The 19,652-nt window shown below is 70.0% G+C and carries 18 protein-coding genes; 8 read left to right on the top strand and 10 right to left on the bottom strand.

Annotation, left to right across the window (positions count from 1 at the left end):
• Positions 1-104: 104 nt before the first annotated feature.
• From VQ02_RS10725 to VQ02_RS10745, 5 genes are all read right to left on the bottom strand, one after another.
• Positions 105-761 carry a hypothetical protein gene (locus VQ02_RS10725; protein WP_048444180.1) on the bottom strand — a complete coding sequence of 219 codons (657 nt, stop codon included), beginning with the start codon at positions 759-761 and terminating at the stop codon, positions 105-107.
• Positions 762-1,549: 788 nt separating this feature from the next.
• Positions 1,550-2,290, bottom strand: a complete 741-nt coding sequence (locus VQ02_RS10730) for a GntR family transcriptional regulator (RefSeq protein WP_053080320.1) — start codon at positions 2,288-2,290, stop codon at positions 1,550-1,552.
• A gap of 11 nt (positions 2,291-2,301) precedes the next feature.
• Positions 2,302-3,138, bottom strand: a complete 837-nt coding sequence (locus tag VQ02_RS10735; RefSeq protein WP_083469145.1) for an ABC transporter permease — start codon at positions 3,136-3,138, stop codon at positions 2,302-2,304.
• Between the two features lie 4 nt (positions 3,139-3,142).
• The gene (locus VQ02_RS10740) at positions 3,143-4,012 is read right to left on the bottom strand and encodes an ABC transporter ATP-binding protein (protein ID WP_245239684.1); all 870 of its coding nucleotides are present in this window, start codon (positions 4,010-4,012) and stop codon (positions 3,143-3,145) included.
• Complete coding sequence (locus tag VQ02_RS10745; RefSeq protein ID WP_048444181.1) at positions 4,012-5,097, bottom strand: ABC transporter substrate-binding protein; 1,086 nt, start codon at positions 5,095-5,097, stop codon at positions 4,012-4,014. Before VQ02_RS10745 ends, VQ02_RS10740 begins: the two co-directional genes overlap by 1 nt.
• 183 nt (positions 5,098-5,280) lie before the next feature.
• Between VQ02_RS10745 and VQ02_RS10750 the strand changes: the two genes are divergently transcribed.
• From VQ02_RS10750 to VQ02_RS10765, 4 genes are read left to right on the top strand one after another with little or no spacing between them, the layout of a single operon-like run.
• Positions 5,281-6,414, top strand: coding sequence for a pyridoxal phosphate-dependent aminotransferase (locus tag VQ02_RS10750; protein ID WP_048444182.1), 1,134 nt, complete (start codon positions 5,281-5,283; stop codon positions 6,412-6,414).
• Between the two features lie 42 nt (positions 6,415-6,456).
• Positions 6,457-7,239 carry an SDR family oxidoreductase gene (locus VQ02_RS10755; protein ID WP_048444183.1) on the top strand — a complete coding sequence of 261 codons (783 nt, stop codon included), beginning with the start codon at positions 6,457-6,459 and terminating at the stop codon, positions 7,237-7,239.
• 11 nt (positions 7,240-7,250) lie between these two features.
• On the top strand, positions 7,251-8,132 hold the full coding sequence (locus VQ02_RS10760; protein WP_048444184.1) for an alpha/beta fold hydrolase: 882 nt from the start codon (positions 7,251-7,253) through the stop codon (positions 8,130-8,132).
• 2 nt (positions 8,133-8,134) lie between these two features.
• Positions 8,135-9,382, top strand: a complete 1,248-nt coding sequence (locus VQ02_RS10765) for a Zn-dependent hydrolase (RefSeq protein ID WP_048444185.1) — start codon at positions 8,135-8,137, stop codon at positions 9,380-9,382.
• A gap of 85 nt (positions 9,383-9,467) precedes the next feature.
• On the opposite strand, the gene VQ02_RS10770 is transcribed toward VQ02_RS10765, so the two are convergent.
• Positions 9,468-11,897, bottom strand: a complete 2,430-nt coding sequence (locus VQ02_RS10770; protein WP_048444186.1) for a PAS domain S-box protein — start codon at positions 11,895-11,897, stop codon at positions 9,468-9,470.
• Positions 11,898-12,234: 337 nt separating this feature from the next.
• Here VQ02_RS10770 and VQ02_RS10775 point away from each other — a divergent pair, with 337 nt between their 5' ends.
• The gene (locus VQ02_RS10775; RefSeq protein ID WP_048444187.1) at positions 12,235-13,260 is read left to right on the top strand and encodes an alpha/beta fold hydrolase; all 1,026 of its coding nucleotides are present in this window, start codon (positions 12,235-12,237) and stop codon (positions 13,258-13,260) included.
• A gap of 64 nt (positions 13,261-13,324) precedes the next feature.
• On the opposite strand, the gene VQ02_RS39040 is transcribed toward VQ02_RS10775, so the two are convergent.
• Both VQ02_RS39040 and VQ02_RS36930 read right to left on the bottom strand, forming a co-directional pair.
• Positions 13,325-14,113: a Ros/MucR family transcriptional regulator gene (locus tag VQ02_RS39040; protein WP_245239685.1), complete on the bottom strand. Its 789-nt coding sequence runs from the start codon at positions 14,111-14,113 to the stop codon at positions 13,325-13,327.
• Positions 14,114-14,127: 14 nt separating this feature from the next.
• Entirely contained in the window at positions 14,128-14,724 is a 597-nt protein-coding gene (locus VQ02_RS36930) for a hypothetical protein (RefSeq protein WP_157080580.1), read from the bottom strand.
• 461 nt (positions 14,725-15,185) lie between these two features.
• On the opposite strand from VQ02_RS36930, the gene VQ02_RS10780 reads away from it, so the two are divergent.
• The 3 genes from VQ02_RS10780 to VQ02_RS10790 all read left to right on the top strand — a co-directional run bounded on the left by VQ02_RS10780 (position 15,186) and on the right by VQ02_RS10790 (position 17,749).
• Positions 15,186-16,187 carry a dienelactone hydrolase family protein gene (locus VQ02_RS10780; protein ID WP_048444188.1) on the top strand — a complete coding sequence of 334 codons (1,002 nt, stop codon included), beginning with the start codon at positions 15,186-15,188 and terminating at the stop codon, positions 16,185-16,187.
• A 61-nt stretch (positions 16,188-16,248) separates the two neighbouring features.
• The gene (locus tag VQ02_RS10785) at positions 16,249-16,785 is read left to right on the top strand and encodes a carboxymuconolactone decarboxylase family protein (RefSeq protein WP_048444189.1); all 537 of its coding nucleotides are present in this window, start codon (positions 16,249-16,251) and stop codon (positions 16,783-16,785) included.
• Between the two features lie 40 nt (positions 16,786-16,825).
• Entirely contained in the window at positions 16,826-17,749 is a 924-nt protein-coding gene (locus VQ02_RS10790; RefSeq protein ID WP_053080322.1) for an NAD(P)-dependent oxidoreductase, read from the top strand.
• Positions 17,750-17,799: 50 nt separating this feature from the next.
• Here the strand turns inward: VQ02_RS10790 and VQ02_RS10795 are convergent, their stop codons facing one another.
• Positions 17,800-18,108 carry a putative quinol monooxygenase gene (locus VQ02_RS10795; protein WP_048444191.1) on the bottom strand — a complete coding sequence of 103 codons (309 nt, stop codon included), beginning with the start codon at positions 18,106-18,108 and terminating at the stop codon, positions 17,800-17,802.
• Positions 18,109-18,256: 148 nt separating this feature from the next.
• Positions 18,257-19,652: MFS transporter (locus tag VQ02_RS10800; protein ID WP_209436998.1), on the bottom strand; the 1,396-nt coding region annotated here is incomplete at its 5' end.

The raw sequence follows: 19,652 nt of genomic DNA on the forward strand, positions 1-19,652 counted from the left end.
CGTGCCCTGGATCTCCATCGGATTCCTGTGATCCCGGGTCCCGCGGCGGCCCAGCGCCGCCGCGGGACCCGAAAAACCGAGACTGTCTTCCAGTGCAGGTCCGCTCACTGGCTCGCGGGCACGTACAATTGCCGGGAGTACCAGGGGAGCGACACGGCGCTCACCAGCTGCTGCGATCCGTCGAAGAGCCTGCCGAGCAGGCCGCCCGTGGCGTTGAACGTCAGGCCCTTGGCCTGGTCCACGCCGTTCGGCGCGCTCGCCAGGACGACCAGACCCTGGTCGATCCGGTAGGTGCGGCGCACCCGAGCATCGGCCGCCGAGACGTTGCGGGAGTCGACTTGCACGCGGCTCGGCTGCGACCGCTCGTAGCCGAGCCGGAGGGTGATCCGCTCCCCGCCGTCGCCTGCGACCGACCACGATTCCTCGATGGTCCCCGTCAGGTTGGTCGCGCGAAGGCTTCGCTCGAGCGTGACCTTCGCCGGCTTGCCGACCTTGTAGAAGCCCGGCGCCGTCGCCGCATCGCTGTAGGCCTCGATGATGGCGAAGGCGGTCTCCGCGTTGTTCCTGGCAGGAATCGACAGAATGACGGAGGCCTCCTCGCCTCCCACCGCTTTGCCGTCCGGGCCGACCGTCGCCAGTCGCTCGGCGAACACGACGGACAGGTTGGCTCCTTTGGCAGGCCCCTGGGCGATCGGCGCGAGCGTCCAGCCGTCCGGCAGAAGCTTCTGCACGACGTCGTCGTTGACCTTGAAGGTGAGCACCGTGCGGGTCTCGGCAGCCGCACCGGAATAGACGCCCAGAGTGTCGGCGGGCGGCAGGGGGGCCTGGCCAAGAGCCGGAAGCGCGCAAGGAACGAGGAGGATAGAAGCGAGCAAAGCACGCCGCATGGCAGTCGTCCTCTTTTCACTTTCTGCTTATACTGTCATCAATATAGGACAAAACCTGAGGCCTGACAATCTAGTTCAGACAACTACCGCGCGCTCCACACGCAGGTCGAGAGTGGGATAAACAAATGCAACCCTGAAATCGCGTCTGAGAGTTTATTCCTGGAGCTGACGTCCCAGCACTGCCGGCCTCAAGGATCGCCTGACGGGTGATTCGGACACAGGGCCCGGCGAGCACCATTACTTCGCGATGACGCGTGCTCCATCGCCCAAAGCAGGCGGCTCGGGGCCGCAAGCCGGGCCCCGCACGGTTCGAGCTGATCGGTTGCAATCCTGTTCCGGGACGTCGTGGATATGAGCAAGCGCCGCCCGGCGAGCGGTCGGGGCGCAAGGGGCCGCGACGCAGGCATGGTCCTTGCCCGGACGGGGACGCCCTCTCGCCCCGGCTATTCCCTCGGGGGCTAGAGTTCCTCGCGCGTGATGGTGGCTTGGGAGCGGCCACCCTCGGTCCGCTTGGCGACGACGCGAAAGGTCCGGCCTTGTCGATGCGCTGCGTCGCGGTCGCGGGACCGGCCGGAGGGCGAGCCCGCCCGGGCATCGCTCGCCGTGCGGGCGCGAACACCGCCCCGGCTCCTGGCGGGCCGGCGGGTCGCGCACCGGCGGCGTCAGGCCTCGTCCTTGAACAGGCCCGCGTGCTCCGACGACCTGACGAAGTGCAGGAAGTCCGCGATGCCCTCGGACAGGAGCGAGACGTGGTGCGCCATCCGCTCTCCCGCCGCGGCCGCATCGTTGCGCAGGATCGCCGCGAGGACCGCCGCGTGCTCGGGTTGCGATTGCGGCATGCGGCCGGGCTGGAAGGTGATCGCCCGGCGGTACGGCGCGGTCTTCACCGACAGGCGCCGCAGCTCATCCTGCAGGACCCGGTTGTGGCTCGCGCTCGCGATCGCGTCGTGGAACCCGATATTGGCGGTGTAGAACGCGTCGTAGTCGCCCTCGGCGATGGCCGCGCCGCAGGCCGCGTGCGCCGCCTCAAGGACGGCGCGCTGCTCCTGCGTGATCCGGCGCGCCGCCTGCGACGCCGCCAGGGCCTCGAGCGACGCCACGACGCTCAGGGCATCCAGGAGGTCGGCCACCGAGAACTGCGCCACCTGCAGCCCCTGGCGCCCCCGCGCGCTCGCGAGCCCGCTCGCCGAGAGCCGCTGCAGGGCCTCGCGGACCGGCGTGCGCGAGACGCCGTAGCGTTCGGACAGCTCGCGCTCGTCGAGCCGCTGGCCCGGCCGGATCGTCCCCTGCAGGATGTCCTCCTCCAGGCGGCGCGCGACGTCGCCGGCGAGCGAGGTGTCCTCGACAATCCCGGCTTCCGACAGGTCGAGCCGGCGCCCCCGCTGCGCCGTCCGCTGGCTCATGGTCTCGCCTTTCACGCTGGCTCTGCCGAGAAGATCCGGTTGGCGACGATCTCGCCGAGGGCGACCAAGCCGTACAGCAGCAGCCCGCACACGCATAGGACGACGATCGCGGCCATCGAGACCTCCGTGTCGGCGCGCGCCGTCGCGAAGATGATGAGGTAGCCGAGGCCGGCCTGCGCCGTGATGAACTCGCCGATGATCACGCCGATGATGGCGAGCGTGATCGCGACCTTCATGCCGCTGAAGATGTAGGGCAGCGCGGCCGGGAAGCGCACGTGGGTGAAGATCTGCCACTCGCTCGCCGTGAGCGACCGGCAGAGCCGCAGCATGCCGCGGTCGACGCTGGTGAAGCCCGCCGTCGTGGCGATCACCACGGGAAAGAACGCGATGAAGACCGCGAAGGCGACGCGCGACTGCATGCCGATCCCGAGCCAGATGATGAAGAGCGGCGCGAGGGCGATCTTCGGGATCAGCTGGAAGAACACGAGGTTCGGGTAGAGCGCCTCGCGCGCCAGGCTCGAATAGGTGATCACGATCGCCAGGAGCACGCCGAGCAGCGTCGCCAGGACGAAGCCGATGGCCGATTCCAGCGTCGTGGGGACGGCATGGGTCAGGAGGATGTCCCAGTGCTCGACGATGTAGCGCAGCGTGGAGACCGGGGACGGCAGAATGACCGGCGGGATGTCGCCGAGCACCACGACCGCCTGCCAGGCCGCGAGCGCCGCCACCGCCAGGGCGACCGGCAGGAGAACCGCCCGCACACTCCCGAGCCCGAGCCCACCGAGGCCCGCAGCCCGCCCGGGCGCCGCCAGCATGGCCCCGGATTCCGTTCCGATTGCGCCCGCCATGGACCTACTCCCCGCCTGCGCTGCGGCCGGACGGCGCCGTGCCGTGGGCCTGCTCGATGGTCAGCCGCAGGTGGCGGACGACCTGGCCGAATTCCGGCGTCTCCTCGATCGCGAGGCGGCGCGGCCGCCCGAACGGCATGCGCTCGTCCAGGATGACGTGGGAGGGCCGGCCCCCCATCACGACGACGCGGTCCGACAGGAAGGCGGCCTCGCGGATCGAGTGCGTGACGAAGATCACCGTCTTCGCCGTCCGGTCCATGATCTCCGACAGGGCCTCGTTCATCTGGTCGCGCGTGATCGCGTCGAGCGCGCTGAACGGCTCGTCCATGAGGAGGATCGCGGGATCGTGGATCAGGGCCCGGCAGATCGCCACGCGCTGGCGCATGCCTCCCGACAGCTGCGCGGGCTTGTGGTTCTCGAAGCCGCTCAGGCCCACCATCGCCAGGAGCTCGCGCGCCCGCTCCCGGTAGGGGGCGAGCGGCAGCTTCAGGATCCGGATCGGGAAGAGCACGTTCTCGAGCGTGGTCTTCCAGGGCAGCAGCGTCGCGTCCTGGAAGATGATGCCGATGTCGCGGCGCGGGCGGACCACCCGGCTGCCGTCGAGCTCGATCGTGCCGCTCGTCGGCGTCTCGAGCCCGGCGATCATCATGAGCAGCGTGCTCTTGCCGCAGCCGCTCGGGCCCAGCAGCGAGACGAACTCGCCGCGCCCGATCTCGAGGCTCGCGGAGGCCACCGCCCGCACGGGACCCTGGCGGCCGCCATAGACCTTCTCGACCTGCGCGATCCGCAGGAGCGGCGTCGCGGGGGCTGTCGCGCCGGACATCGCCTGGGGCACGCCCGGGCCGCGGGGACGGGTGGCGGACTGGGCGGCCATCAGATCACGTACTTCCGGTAGGGCGCCGCACCGGCCTCCGCCGCCGCGAGGTCCTTGGCCTCGAGCTTGACCGTGCCGGCGAACCGGTTCGTGAACAGGGCGGCGGGGTCGGGCCTCGTCGCCTTGTCGCCCGCCCCGTAGCGGACGACGACGTCGGTCATCGTCGCCACCTTGGCCGGGTCGGCGTAGCCGAAGCCGTTGTCCTTCACCTCGGGCACGAGGTTGGTCAGGTTCGTGAGCCCGAGGCCGATCCGCGCGTAGGCCTTGCCGGTCGAGCTGATCGCGACCTCGCTGTTGGCCTTGAGGAAGAGGTTCACCGCCTCGTCGAAGTCGGTCATGGTGAACCGGATCGCCTCCATGGCCCCGGCCACGAAGGCCGCCACGAGACCGGGATCCTTCTCGATCCGGGCGGGCTGGGTGATCAGGGACTGGCCGTAGAAGTCCAGGCCCGCATCCCGGAACAGCATGAAGCGCAGCTCCGTGCCGAGGGGGACGAGCGAGGGCAGCGTGCTCGTCGCGAAGGACGAGACGGCATCGACCTGCTTCTCGACGAGCGAGCGCTCGCGGACCTTGCCGTCGATCTGGACGAGATCGACCTTCTTCAGGTCGAACCCCGCCTTCTCGGCGAAGAGCGGCAGGAACGGGTACTCCCCGGACGTGACGCTCGCGCCGAGCTTGCGCCCCTCGAGGTCCTTCGGCGCCTTGATCGGCGAGGCGGCCAGCACCGCGACGCCCATCAGCGCGTCGTAGTTGATCTGCCCGATGCAGGTGATCGGCAGGTTGCGCGAGGCCTGGATGATCGCGGTCGGCGTCGCGGCCATCCCGAAATCGAAGGTGCCGGCCGCGACCGCCTGGGCCGCCGCGCCGGACCCGGAGCCGCGCGCGACGCTGACGTCGAGCCCGTGCTTCTTCCAGAAGCCCTTGTCGCGGGCGATGGTGGCGAAGAGGTTCGGGCCCTCCGGGATCCAGGAGGTGGTGAAGGTGACCTTCGTCGCCTGGGCCAGGGCCGGGCGGGGAAAGCCGCCGGCCGCCGCGGCACCGGCCGCCGCACCGAAACCCGCCAGAACCCGCCGTCTCGTCAGCATCCCACCCTCCCGGCTCTCTACGACCGCCAGCATCATGGCATGTCAGATCCTGATCCGCATGCATAATCGGATGCCACAGGCGCCTAAATGCATGCCATTTCGCCAATCTGTGTGCCAGATTTTTTATCTTGCATGCCAAACGCAGCAGAGTATCTGTTAGGCCCCAGATGGAGAGGCCTGACCATGCGAGCCTTCGAGGCGCGGAACGCTCATTTCGACGCGCTGGTGAACACGCCGGACCTGCGCTGGCTCGGCCAGAACACCAACCACGCGACGAGCCACCCGGCCGTGCGGGAGGCGATGGAGCGGTGCATCCGGGAGGAGGGATTCCACGTCTACGCGCCGCCGGCGGGCTTCGAGGCGCTGCGGGCGGGGATCGTGGCCGATTTCGGCATCGAGGGGCAGTCCGCCCTGGTCTCGGACGGGGCCGTGGCCTCGCTCTACCATGTCTGCCACACGCTGCTGGCGCCGGGCGACGAGTTCGTCACCACGGACCCGACCTGGAACTGGCCGATGGCCTTCGCCCGCTCGGTGGGCGCCACGGTGCGGCAGATCCCGATCTATGGCCCTGAGCACGGCTACCGCCTCGACCCCGCCCGGCTCGAGGCCGCGATCGGGCCGCGCACCAAGGTCGTCTACCTGGTGGACCCGAACAACCCGCTCGGCACCGCCTGCACGGCCGAGGAGATCGCCGCGATCGTCGCCATCGTGCGGAAGGCCGGGGCCTACCTCATCCACGACTGCACCTACCGGCACTTCGCGCACGAGCATCACCTGGCGGCGAAGCTCGATCCGGAGCGCACGCTGACGATCTACAGCTTCTCGAAGTGGCTCGGCCTCGCCGGCCTCAGGGTCGGCGCGGTGATCGCCCATCCCGACATGGCCGAGCGCCTGGCCGCGGCCCCGCCGAACAATCTCGGCTCGAGCATCCTCGCCCAGCGCGCCGCGATGGCGGGCCTCGCGGTCAAGGACGAGTGGTTCCCGGGCGTGCTCGCCGAGCAGCGGGGCAACCAGGCGCTGATCAAGGCGGCCTGCGACCGGATCCCGGGCCTCGTGATGCCGGTCTACCCCTCGCACGGGAACTTCGTCGTGCTCGAGACCGGCGGCCTCGGCATCGCGCCTGAGGCGCTCGTCGCCGCCTACCAGGAGCGCCGGATCATGATCCGGCAGGGCTCCTACCACACGCCGAATTTCGGCGACCGGTTCGTGAAGGTGTCGGTCTCGGTGCCGCGGGACTGGGTCGAGGAGTTCGTCGATCTCCTGCCCGCGATGATCGAGCGGGCCCGCGGCATGAACGCGGACGTCAAGCTCTTCTGAGAACGGCCCTGCCCACTGCGCAATCGCGAGGATGAAGCGACGATGGATCTCCAACTCCAGGGCAAGACGGTCCTGATCACCGGCGCCTCCCAGGGCATCGGCGAGGGGCTCGCCCACGCCTTCGCGGCCGAGGGCTGCCCGCTCCACCTGACGGCGCGGTCCGCCGACAAGCTCGACGCGCTCAAGCGCGCGATCGAGGCCGAGCACCGGGTCGCGGTCGGCGTCACGGCGATCGACATGACGCAGGACGGGGCCTGCGAGCGCATCGTCGAGGAGGCGGGCGACGTCGACATCCTGATCAACAACGCCGGGGTGATCCCGAGCGGCTCGCTCTTCGACATCGGCGCGCAGCGCTGGCGCGAGGGCTGGGCCCTCAAGGGCTTCGGCTACGCCGACATGATCCGGCTCGTCTATCCGCGGATGAAGGCGCGCGGCGGCGGCGTGATCCTGAACAACATCGGCAACGGCGGCGAGGTCTGCGACCCGAACTACATCGAGGGCGCCGCCGGCAACGCCTCGATCATGGCGATGACCCGCGCGCTGGGCGGAAAGAGCCTCGACGACAACATCCGGGTCGTCGGCGTCAATCCGGGGCCCGTCGACACGTCGCGCATCTACACCATGCTGCGCAAGTTCGCGCAGAACGAGCTCGGCGACGCGGAGCGCTACGAGGAGCTGCTGGTGCGCTACCCCCTGAAGCGGCCGGCCAAGGTGCACGAGATCACCGACCTCTTCCTGTTCCTCGCCTCGTTCCGCTCCGGCTACACGTCGGGCACCGTCTTCACCGTGGATGGCGGCATCGCCTCCCGGCGCACCGTCGTCTGAAGGAGGCAACCATGCCCAGGGCGACCGCGAGCGACGGCGTGAAGCTGCATTTCGAGGAGGCGGGGCGGGGTACGCCCATCGTCTTCGTCCACGAGTTCGGCGGCAACCACTGGAGCTGGGAGCCGCAGATGAACTTCTTCTCGCGCCGGCACCGCTGCGTGACCTTCGCGGCGCGCGGGTTCCCGCCGTCCGACATCCCGGAATCCGTCGAGTCCTACTCGCAGGCGATCGCGGCCGACGACATCGTCGCGGTCATGGACGCGGCCGGCATCGAGACGGCGCATCTCGTCGGCCTGTCGATGGGGGGCTTCGCCGTGCTCCACGCCGGCCTGCGCCATCCGGGCCGGGTGCGCTCGATCACGGCCGCGGGCGCCGGCTACGGCGCCGAGAAGGCGCACGAGGACTACTTCAAGGGCATATCGGAGCAGGTCGCGACCAACTTCGAGACGCAGGGCGCGCCCACCTTCGCTAAGGTCTACGCGGAGGGCGCCTCGCGGGTGCAGTTCCAGGACAAGGACCCGCGCGGCTGGCAGCTCTTCGCCGACCGTCTCGGGCAGCATGACAGCCGGGGCGCGGCCAACACCATGCGGGGCGTGCAGATGCGCCGCCCCTCCCTCTACGACCTGGAGGATCAGTTCCGCGCGATGACGGCGCCCCTGCTCGTCGTGGTCGGCGACGAGGACGACCATTGCCTGCAGCCCGGCCTCTTCCTCAAGCGGACGGTTCCGGCCTCGGGCCTCGCGGTCCTGCCGAAGACCGGCCACACCCTCAACCTCGAGGAGCCGACGCTGTTCAACCAGATCCTGGCGGAGTTCCTCGCCCAGGTGGAGAGCGGCCGCTGGGGCCCGCGCGACCCGCGCGCCAACCCGGCCGAGATCATGCGGACGCGCTGAGCGTGGCGCGCCCGTCTGACCACGTGGACGGCGCGCGCCTCTGGCGGCGCCTGATGGACTTGAGCCGGTTCGGCGCCCGCCCGGATGGCGGCGTCGACCGCCAGACCCTCACGGAAGCCGAGATCGCCGCGCGCGCCCACCTCGTGGCGCTCGGCCGCTCGCTCGGCCTCGCGCCGTTCACGGATGCGGCCGCGAACCTCTTCCTGCGCCTTCCCGGCCGGCAGCCGGACCGTCCGCCCGTGATGGCCGGCTCGCACATCGATTCCCAGCCGACGGGCGGCCGGTTCGACGGGGCCTACGGGGTGCTGGCGGCCCTTGAGGCCGTCGAGGCGATCCGGACGGCCGGCCTCGTGCCGAGCCGCCCGATCGAGGTCGTGGCCTTCACGAACGAGGAGGGCTGCCGGTTCGCCCCCGGGATGACCGGCTCCGACCTGTTCACGGGCGTGCGGACGCTGGCAGAGGTTGCGGGGATCCGCGATGCGGCCGGGATCGCCCAGGGCGAGGCGCTCTCGGCTGTGCTCGCCTGCGACCGCGACGTGCCGCAGCGCCCGCTCCTGCGCCCGGTCGCGGCCTTCGTCGAGCCCCATATCGAGCAGGGCCCGTTCCTGGAGCGCGACCGGATCCCGATCGGCGTCGTGACCGGCATCCAGGGCACCCGCCGCTACCGCGTGCGCGTCACCGGCGAGGCCGCGCATGCCGGAACGGCCGAGCGGCACGAGCGGCGCGACGCGCTCATGGCGGCCGTCCGCATGATCGCCGCCATCGACCGGACCGCCTCCGATCCCGCCGACACGAAGCTCACCGTCGGGATGCTCCAGGTGACGCCCAACGCGCCCTCCGTCGTCCCCGCGGCGGTGGAGTTCTCCATCGACCTGCGCCACCCGGACAACGCCGTGGTCGATCGCATCGATGCCGAGATCCGCGCCATCGTCGAGGCCGAGCGCGGTCCCTGCGCCGCCGCCCTGCGGCAGATCCAGCACAACCCGTCCCTCGCCTTCTCGCCGGCCGTGCGCGGCGCGATCGCGGCGGCCGCCGGACGTCTCGGCCTTCCGCATCGCGACATCCTGTCGGCGGCCGGTCACGACGCCCGGCAGCTCCACTACGCCTGCCCGACCGGCATGATCTTCGTGCCCTGCCGCGACGGTGTCAGCCACAACCCGGCGGAGTGGGCCGAGCCCGGCGACCTCACCGCGGGTGCGCGGGTGCTCGCGGACGTGCTGTGGCACCTCGCGGAGAGCGACGCGATCTGAGCGGCGCACTCATACGATTTCCACATCGCTCAAGCGCCGCGCCGGCTGGTGATAAGACTCGCCCGGTTGCATCGCCTCGCAGCCCTCACCCCTCGATCAGGTCCCGGATCCGCGAGGCCAGCGCCTCCATCACGAAGGGCTTCGTGAGCACCTGCATGCCGACGTCGAGGTAGCCGTTGCCGACCGCCGCGTTCTCGGCGTAGCCGGTGATGAACAGCACCTTCAGGTTGGGCCGGGTGACCCGGGCCGCGTCCGCCACCTGCCGGCCGTTCATGCCGCCGGGCAGGCCGACATCGGTGACGAGCAGGTCGATGCGCACGTCCGACTGCAGCACCTTCAGGCCGGCGGGACCGTCGGCGGCCTCGATCGCCGCGTAGCCCAGATCCTCCAGCACCTCGGCGACCAGCATGCGGATCGAGGGCTCGTCGTCGATGATGAGGACCGTCTCGCCCTGCTCGGCGCGCGGCGCCTCGGCGAGGTCCGGCATCTCCCCCGGGCCCGCGACGTCGCCGTGGTGGCGGGGCAGGTAGAGGCACACGGTCGTGCCCTGCCCGACCTCCGAGTAGATGCGCACCTGCCCGCCCGACTGCCGGGCGAAGCCGTAGATCATCGAGAGGCCGAGGCCGGTGCCCTGGCCCATGGGCTTCGTGGTGAAGAACGGCTCGAACGCCTTGGCGATGATCTCGGGCGTCATGCCGGTGCCGGTGTCGGAGACGCAGAGCGAGAGGTACTGGCCGCGCGGCATGTCGCGCTCGCGCGCGGCCCGGTCGTCGAGCCAGCGGTTGGCCGTCTCGATGGTGATGCGCCCGCCGTCCGGCATGGCGTCGCGGGCGTTGATGCAGAGGTTGAGCAGCGCGTTCTCGAGCTGGCTCGGATCGACGAGGGCGGCCCACAGGCCGGCGGAGCCCACCACCTCGATGTGGATCGACGGGCCGACGGTGCGGCGGATCAGCTCCTCCATGCCATGGACGAGGGCGTTCACGTCCGTGGGCTTGGGGTCGAGCGTCTGGCGCCGCGAGAAGGCGAGCAGGCGGTGCGTCAGGGCCGCCGCCCGCTTGGCCGCGCCCTGCGCCGCCGTCATGTAGCGGTCGAGGTCGGTCAGGCGCCCCTGGCTCATGCGCGCCTGCATCAGCTCGAGCGAGCCCGAGATGCCGGTGAGCAGGTTGTTGAAGTCGTGGGCCAGCCCCCCGGTGAGCTGGCCCACCGCCTCCATCTTCTGCGACTGCCGCAGCGCCTCCTCGACCTTCTCGCGCCGGGTGCTCTCCTCCTCGACGCGCCGCTCCAGCGTCGTGTTGAACGCCTCCAGGGCGGTCTTGGCGCGCAGCTCGTCCTCGATGTTGCGGGCCTCGATCACGGTGCCGATGGGCTCGTTCCGCTCGTTCCGGATCGGGCTCGCCGTGAAGCCGACGGGGTAGAAGGAGCCGTCCCGGTGGACGAAGATCTCCTCGCCCTGCTCGCGCTCGTTCTCGGGGAAGGCCTGGTCGATGGGGCACTCGCACAGCGGGTAGGACGAACCGTCCGGCCGGGTGTGGTGCACCACGTCGTGCAGCGGGCAATCGAGCGCGAGCACCTCCTCGAGGTCGTAGCCGGTGAGCGCCTCGGCGGCGCGGTTCATGTAGCTGCAGTGCTGGCGCTCATCCATCAGGAAGATCGCCTGGGAGGTGTTGTTCAGGATCGCGTCGAGCCGCCGCGTCGTCTCGATCAGGCGCACCTCGGCAGCCTTGCGGTCGTGGATGTCGGTCACCGAGCCGATATAGCCGAGGAAGGCGCCGTCCTCGCCGAGGCGCGGCTGGGCCGCGTCGATGAACCAGCGGTAGGATCCGTCCGCACCGCGCAGGCGGTACTCGAGCTGGAACTCCCGGTGCCGGGCGTTGGCCGTGAGAAACACCTCGCCCGACCGGTCGCGGTCGTCAGGATGCACCGCGTCGAGCCAGCCCAGGCCGAGGGCCTCCGCCTCGGTCTGGCCCGTGTACTCGTACCAGCGGCGGTTGAGGTAGGTGCAGGCGCCGTCGGCGCCGGTGACCCACATCATGACGGGCGCGTTGTCCGCCATGTTGCGGAAGCGGATCTCGCTCTCCCGCAGCGCCGTCTCGGCCCGGATCCGGGCCGTCGTCTCCGTGCAGGCGCAGAACATCCCGCGCACGGCGCCGTCCTCGTCCCGGAGGGGCGAGTACGAGAAGGTGAACCAGACCTGCTCGTCGTAGCCGCGCCGGTGCATGACCAGCGGCATGTTCTCGACCCAGGTCGCCCGGCCGCTCATCGCCGTGTCGATGAACGGCGCGATGTCGGACCAGATCTCCGGCCAGATGTCCCGGAACCGCACGCCCATCGCGGCCGGGTGCTTGTCGCCGAGGATCTCCGCGTAGGCGTCGTTGTAGAGGAAGGCGAGCTCCGGCCCCGCGGCCACGAACATCGGGAACCCGGACCCCTGCATCAGGCTCACGGCGGAGCGCAGCCAGTGCGGCCACGTCCCGGGCGGACCGAGCGGGGAGCCCGACCAGTCGAGCTCGCGCATGAGGGCGCCGGTGCTCCCGGTGCCCGAAGGGAATCCCGGGACCGGTGCAGGATCGCCCGAACGCACGCGTTCCTCTCTCGTCCGTCTCGTCACGTCGTCCAACGCGATAACCTCCGCACCCGCGCTCGGGTCCGATGCTCCGGCTTGCATAACGCCAAGGAGCGCCGACTGTTCGCGGGTCCGGTGCCGCAGCGTACCGGGCGTGGATACTGACCCGCCCGGGCGGCGGGCGTGGGCGCCGGCCAGGGGTGGGCACTTGCGGTCCGGCGCTCGCCCCTCGCGCCGCAACGTTGGGCCGGGCAGCACGTTGTGCCGGCACGACGTTCGCGAGGTGCCCATGGCCCGTCGGCCCCACTCCGTCCTGCCGCTCCTGGCGCGTCAGGCCGCCACGGTCCTCGGCCTCGCGGCCGTTGCCGGCGGCGGCGCCTGGCTCGCCTACAGCCGGCTCGCCATCGATCACCGCCTGCCGCTGCCGCGAGCCCTCCCGGGCCGCCTCGACGCGCTGGATACCGAGGCCGGCCGCGTCGCGCTCTACGGCAGCGACGAGGGGAGCGGCCCTCCCCTCCTCCTCGTCCACTCGGTCAACGCCGCCGCGAGCGCCTACGAGGTGCGCCCGCTCTTCCTGCACGAGCGCGGACGACGGCCCGTCTACGCCCTGGACCTGCCCGGGTTCGGGGCCTCCGAGCGCGGCCGCCGGCGCTACACGCCCGACCTGATGGTCGCGGCGATCCACGCCGCCGCCGCCGAGGTCCGGCGGCGCCACGGAGGCGCCGCGCTCGATGCGCTCGCCCTCTCCCTCTCGGCCGAGTACCTCGCCCGCGCCGCCCTCGAGCGCCCGGGAGACTACCGCCGCCTCGCCCTGATCAGCCCGACCGGGTTCGATGCGCGGCTCTCCGGCCGCGCCCCGCCCGGCGGCCACCGGGGCAAGGACCGCCTGCGCGCGGTCCTCGACGCGCCGCCCTTCGGCCGCGCCGTGTTCGACGCCCTGGTCAGCCGCCCGAGCATGCGCTTCTTCCTCGAGAAGACCTGGGGCTCGACGGACATCGACGAGGGCCTGCTCGACTACGGCTACGCCTCGGCGCACCAGCCGGGCGCCGAGCACGCGCCCTTCTGCTTCATCGCCGGCCACCTCTTCCCGACGGACGCCACCGCGCTCTACGAGGCGCTCGACCTGCCCGTCCTGGTGATCCACGGTTCCCGCGGCGACTTCGTCGACTACCGCGACCTGCCCCGCTTCGCCGGGCGGCGGAACTGGACCGTGGAGCGGCTGCCGACCGGCGCCTTCCCGCACTTCGAGGATCTCGCGGCCGTCACGCGGGCTCTCGACGGCGTCCGGGCGGAGGCCTCGTCGGCCGTGGCCTGACCGGCCCTGGCCCGCCAGGGGACCGGCGCGGGATCCCGCGGTCAGGCACGTTCCGGGAAACGGCTCACGCCTCGCCCGCCCGCGCCCGCGCCGATGCGCGCTTCCGCCTCTCCCCGAATCCGCTCGTTCGCGCGAGCTGCGCCCGTTGTGCGGAATAGTTCGGCGCGACCATTGGATAGTTTTCGGGCAAATTCCACTTCTGGCGGTACTCCTCAGGCGTCAGCCCGCGTCCTGCAAGATGTTTTTTCAAAATTTTATATTTTTTACCATCTTCCAGGCTAATCAGATAATCCGGAGTTACGGACTTGCTGATCGGCACCGGCGGCGTCAAGCCGGTATCGCTCGAAGAACTCGCTGCATGGACATCGAGATTGTTGATAGAAGCATGAACAGCCGCGATCAAGTCGGACAGTTCACTTGATTCGACATGATTGTGACTCACGTACGCCTTGACGATCTCCGCAGCAACCTCTTCAGGCATCACATGATCTTTTGCCTCGTCCCTCAGGTGCGAATTGATTTTCTCCAACTCGAGAAACGAACTTCCTTGGATAGCGTTCACGAACACAATCCACGCGCGTCCAGCGGGCGGCTCGTGGCACACGGCACCGACGTTACTGCCGAGAATTTGCCTGACATCCGCTGCCATCACGATCAAATCTTCAAGGTCATTCTCGCTCAACGGCTTGGCAAAATTTCTTTCGATATATTTCTGCAAATGAGAGACGAAATACGCAATATGTTCTGAGTTGTTAATTAATGATGAATAATGCTTTCTCTCTCTGGGCAACAAGTGCCCCAGCTTGAAAACAAGCTCGTTTATTAATGCATCGTCCATGGTGTGCGAAGCCATTTTTTTGCACTCCTTTAAATAAAATCAGTCTCGATTCTGAATCCTCTGTTGCGAAAGAGCTTGGCAACCTCTTCAAGCTGTTCTTCCGTCCTGCCGAGGTTCACGCCGTATCTTCCTGACGCGTTGGAGAGATACCAATCCTTTCTCATTGGGTCATATTTGAGTTCTCCTCCGATTCGCGCACCTTCGCCGCCCACGAGGGCTGGATGGCCCAGCTTTCGCTCCCTGATCGGATTCTGCCTGTCGACGAATCGCGGGAGGGGATAGCTGCCGCTGGATTGGCCATCTATCAGCGTCTCCTCCAATGATATGATCAGCTTGCCGCCTCGATCGATCAGCCAGAGAATGGTAAAATCTGAGTACAGACAGTATGAAAAATAATATTCATCCTCCACCAGATCGATGAGATTTTTCAGCCGGCAAGACCCTTCGTCATCGAACTCGAAAACGCTCTTCGGCCTGAAACTTACCTCTGAAGCGGTACGCCTGGTTGGCAACACCACGATCCCATACTTCTTGTCGAGTTCCTCATTGTCCTTGCACATCTGATTCTGGAGAGTTGGTTGGAACGGACTGGCGAAGCTCACATTGCTGAAGTGGGCATACGACATGCCGCCGACTATTGTACACACTTTTTTTGCTTGCGTCGCGCAGAACTGAATGTGCAATTACAAGCAGGATCCAAAGAGATAAAAAGCAATATCCGAATCCGGCTTGTATCTCTATCTGCTCGCCCTCTTCATATCACAGATTAATTCGATGTCCTGGCAATGTTTGAGACGTCGGACACTTCGTCACGGCAAATGAACAATCTGATTATGCTCTTCATCACGCAGCGTTAGTTCTAGTATAACAATCTTAACTTCTCGTAAACGACCGACGGGATTCAGCCGGCGCCATGGTGCAGGCCGGGGAGCCGTCGCGAGGCGACGCGTGCGGCGTCGCTCCTGGCGGAACTGTGCCCCGGCGCACACCTCATTGACGCGCCCTGTCTCCGGTGCAAGCTGGGCATCACAGCAGACCGGCAGGACACGCCGGCAAGGCGCACCGGCAAGGTGCACGGGAGGAGACGATGCGGCTCTCGACCGCCACACAGGCCCTCGCACGGGCCGTGATCCTGGCCGGATGCGCTCTCGGGGCGCCGGCCTCCCACGCGGCTCCGCAACCGGCCTCGCCCCTGCCGGGCCGGATCGAGATCCACGCGGTCAGGAGCCGGACGCTGACCGGGGAGGAGTTCCTGCGCGGCGGGGCGGCGGGGCGCGAGGTGCTGCTCGGCGGCGAGCTGCGGCTGCCCGTCGGTCCTCCCGCGAAGGTGCCGGTGGTCGTCCTGGTCCACGGCTCCGGCGGGATCGGCGCGGGCGCCGATGCCTGGGCGCGAGCGCTCAACGAGGCGGGAATCGGCGCCTTCATCCTCGACACCTTCACGGGGCGGGGGATCGTCAGCACCGTCGAGAACCAGGAGCAGCTGAACTCCCTGGCGATGATGGTCGACGCCTACCGCGCCCTGGACCTCCTGGCGTCCCATCCGCGGGTCCGTGCCGACCGCATCGCCGTCATGGGGTTCTCGAAGGGCGCGGTCGCGTCGGTCTACTCGGCCGTCGCGCGCTTCCACGCGGCCTATGGCGGGGCGAACCGCTTCGCGGCCCATATCGGGTTCTACACCCCCTGCAACGTCGCTTACGACGGCGACGCGACGGTCGGCCCGGCGCCGATCCGCCTGTTTCACGGCATCAGCGACGACTACGTCAGCATCGCGCCGTGCCGGGACTACGTGGCGCGGCTCAGGCAGGCCGGGGCGGACGCCACCCTGACCGAGTACCCGGATTCGCAGCACAGCTTCGACACCCCGACGAGCCCGCCCCTGGTCGCCGTGCCGAAGGCGCAGAGCACGCGCAACTGCCGCCTCAAGGAGGGGCCGGACGGCGCGATCCTGAACGCCGGGACGGGCGCGGCCTACAGCCTGAAGACCGATCCTTGCGTCGCCGTCGGGGCGCATGTCGGCCACAACCCGGAGACCACCGCCGCGGCCCGGACGGCGGTCGTCGCGTTCGTGCAGGGCGTGCTGCTGAAGTAGGCCCGCCTCGACACACACTCCGTGCAACGACGACACCGGCCCGGCCGGAAGGAGACCTTTCGTGGCGCGCATTCCCTACGCCGACCTCGCGCGGCCGGAGACGGCCGACCTCGCCGCGCGCATCGCCGCCGAGCGCGGCGAGGTCCTGCATCTCTACGCCATGCTGCTGCACAGCCCGCCGGTGGCGGAGGGCTGGCTCACCTTCCTGACGGCGATCCGCCAGCGCTGCGCCCTCCCCGGCGCCCTGCGCGAATTGGTGATCGTCCGGATCGCGCACCTCAACGGGGCCGCCTATGAGGCCGAGCAGCACGTTCCGATCGCCCTGCGCGAGGGGCTGACCCGGGCGCAGCTCGACGCGCTGCCGGAATGGGAATCGGCGGACGTGTTCGACCCGCGGGAGCGGGCGGTCCTGGCCTATTGCGACGCGATGACACGGACGGTCCACGTCGCGCCGGAGATCTTCGCGGCGCTGCGGGCGCATTTCGACCCGCGCGCGATCGTCGAGCTGACCGCCACGGTCGGCGCCTACAACATGGTGTCGCGGTTCCTCGAGGCGATCGGGATCGACTCCGCCGACGACAAGGGAGCCGGACGATGAGGGAGGCGACGATGCCCATGACCACCCGGAAGCCCCGCCCGTGAGCCGCCGCATCGCCGTTATGGGCCTCGGCCAGATGGGCTGGCCGATCGCCCTCAACCTCGCCCGCAAGGGCGACGGCACCGAGACGGTCGCGGCGGTCGACGCCGATCCGGCGCGGATCGCCGGGCTGGCGGCGCACGCGGCGCCGGGACTCACCGTCACGACCGATACCGGGGCGGTCGCCGGCGCCGACACGCTGTTCCTCTGCCTTCCGGACGGGGACGTGGTGGAGAGCGTGCTGTTCGGCCCGGATGGGCTCGCGCCGCGCCTCGCGCCCGGCGCGACGGTGGTGGATCTCAGCACCATCGCCCACGGCAAGGCGGTGAGCATCGGCCGGGCGCTCGGGGCGCGCGGGCTGCGCGTCCTCGACGCGCCGGTCTCCGGCGCCCCCGCCGGGGCCGAGGCCGGGACGCTCACGGTCATGTGCGGCGGGGAGCCCGAGACCTTCGCGGCGATGCGGCCGCTGCTCGCGCGCATCGGCACCCAGGTGCTGCACATGGGGCCGCTCGGGAGCGGGCAGCTCACCAAGACGATCAACAACGTGATCTACGACATCAACATCGCGGCCCTCGCCGAGGTGCTGCCGATGGCGGTCGCGATGGGCCTCGATCCGGGCCGGCTGGCGACCGTGGTCACCACCGGGACGAGCCGCAGCTACGCCTCGCAGTACTTCGTGCCGCGGATCCTCCAGGGCGCCTTCGACGAGGGCTACCCCCTGGGCAAGGCCTACAAGGACCTGGTCAGCGCCGCCGCGATCTCGGTCGAGCGCGGCTTCCCGATGCCGGTGACGGCGGCCGCCACCGCGACCTACCAGACGGCGCTCCTGCACGGCCACGGCGACCGCGACAAGGGCGCGATGGTGCTGCCCTTCGAGGCGCTGCTCGGCGTGACGGTCAGGGCACCGGGTCCGTCGTCGGAGTGAGGGCGGCGCGGCCGGCCGCGCCGCATGGAAGCGACCGGGAGAGAGGGCGGTCAGACCGGCGACAGCACGTGGATGACCCGGGACACGAGGTGCTCTTTGATCTTCGCCCCGTAGGCCACCATGTGGGGGGCGGCCGCGTGCGCCTTGAGGGCGTCGAGGCTGGCCCATCTCTCGACCACCACGAAGCTGTCCGGCCCGAACGGCGTCTGGACCGGGCCGGCGCCCTCGGTGTCGATCGCGGCGGCGTACTCGATGCAGCCCTCCTCGGCATGGACCGCGGGCACGTTCGCCCGGAAGGCCTCCAGGACCGTCTCCCGCATGCCGGGCTTGGTCGTGATGATCGCGAGAACGTGGATCACGGCGAGTTCCTCCTCTGACGAACGGGTGGGATCGTTGGTCCGCGGCGGCGGTGGCCCGCCCCGTCGGCTCGAAGCGGCGCGCCCCGTCCGCGCGCCGCAACGGGATTTGGCCAGGGCGAACGACCGCGGCCCGAGGCGGCGGTCCGGCTCACGTCGGGCGGTCCGCCGCGCCCGGACCGGGGCCCACGGCGAGGCGCGAGAGGCTCACGACGCTGGCGATGCCCGCGAAGGCGGCGCCGAGGCCGAGCGCCAGGGCCGGGCCGTGCGCCTCGGCGATCACGAAGCAGCCCGCCACGAGGGCGGCCCCGGTGGTCTGGCCGAGGAGCCGCGAGGTGGCGACGATGCCGCTCGCGCCGCCGGAGCGCGCCGCCGGCGCGCTCGTCATGATGGCGCGCAGGTTCGGCGCCTGGAAGAAGCCGAAGCCGAAGCCGCACAGCGCCATCCGCCAGGCGATCGCGGCGACGCTCGGCTCGGCCGGCAGGGCCGCCAGCGACCCTAAGCCGAGGGCGAGCCCCGCGAGGCCGATCCCGCCGAGCAGGCCCGGCGGGTACCGGTCCGAGAGGCGGCCCGCCAGGGGGGCCATCAGCGCGACCACCACCGGCCAGGGCGTCATCAGGAACCCGGTCTCGACCTGCGAGCGCCCGAGGGCGTGCTGGAACAGGAACGGCAGCGACACGAAGGCGAGCCCCTGCGCGGCGAAGGCGCAGACCGAGGTCGCGGCGGAGAGGGCGAAGAGCGGGCGCTTCAGCAGGTCGACGGCGAGCATCGGCGCGGGGTGGTCCGCCTGGCGGCGCAGGAGCAGCGCGCCGCAGGCGAGCGCGCCGCCCAGCTCGGCCAGGACGCGCCAGGGCGGTGCCGCGTGGGCGGCCTCCTCGAGCCCGAGCACGAGCAGCGCGAAGGTGGCGGCGGTGAGGAGCGCGCCGGGGCCGTCGAAGCGGTGGCCGGCCCGGCCGGTATCCGGCAGCGCGCTCCAGGCCAGGGCGAGGGCGGCGAGGCCGATCGGCAGGTTGATGGCGAAGAGCCACGGCCAGGGCGCCGCGAGCAGGATCAGCGAGGCCACGGTCGGCCCGAGGGCGAAGCCGACGCCGACCACGAAGGCGTTGAGGCCGAGGCCGCGCCCGAGCTGGTGGGTCGGGTAGACGAAGCGGATGAGCCCGACATTGACCGCCATGAGGGCGCTCGCCCCGAGGCCCTGCAGGATCCGCGCGGCGACCAGGGCCGGCAGCGACCAGGCCAGGGCGCAGACGAGCGAGGCCACCGTGAACAGCGCCAGGCCGGCGAGGTAGATCCGCTGCTGCCCGACGATCTCGCCGAGCGCCGCGACCGGCAGCAGCGTCGCCACGACGGCGAGCTGGTAGGCGTTCACGATCCAGACGGAATCTCCCGGATCGACGCCGAGATCGGCCGCGATGGTCGGCAGCGCCGTGTTGGCGATGGCGGTGTCGAGCGTGGCGAGGATCACGCCGGAGAGGATCGCGACCATCGCCCGCCGGCGCCGGGCCGGCGGCAGCCCCTCGCGGACGGGCGTGTCCGGCGTGGGGTGG

Origin of the sequence: Methylobacterium variabile, from assembly GCF_001043975.1 — a bacterium.
Taxonomy (GTDB): Bacteria; Pseudomonadota; Alphaproteobacteria; order Rhizobiales; family Beijerinckiaceae; genus Methylobacterium; species Methylobacterium variabile.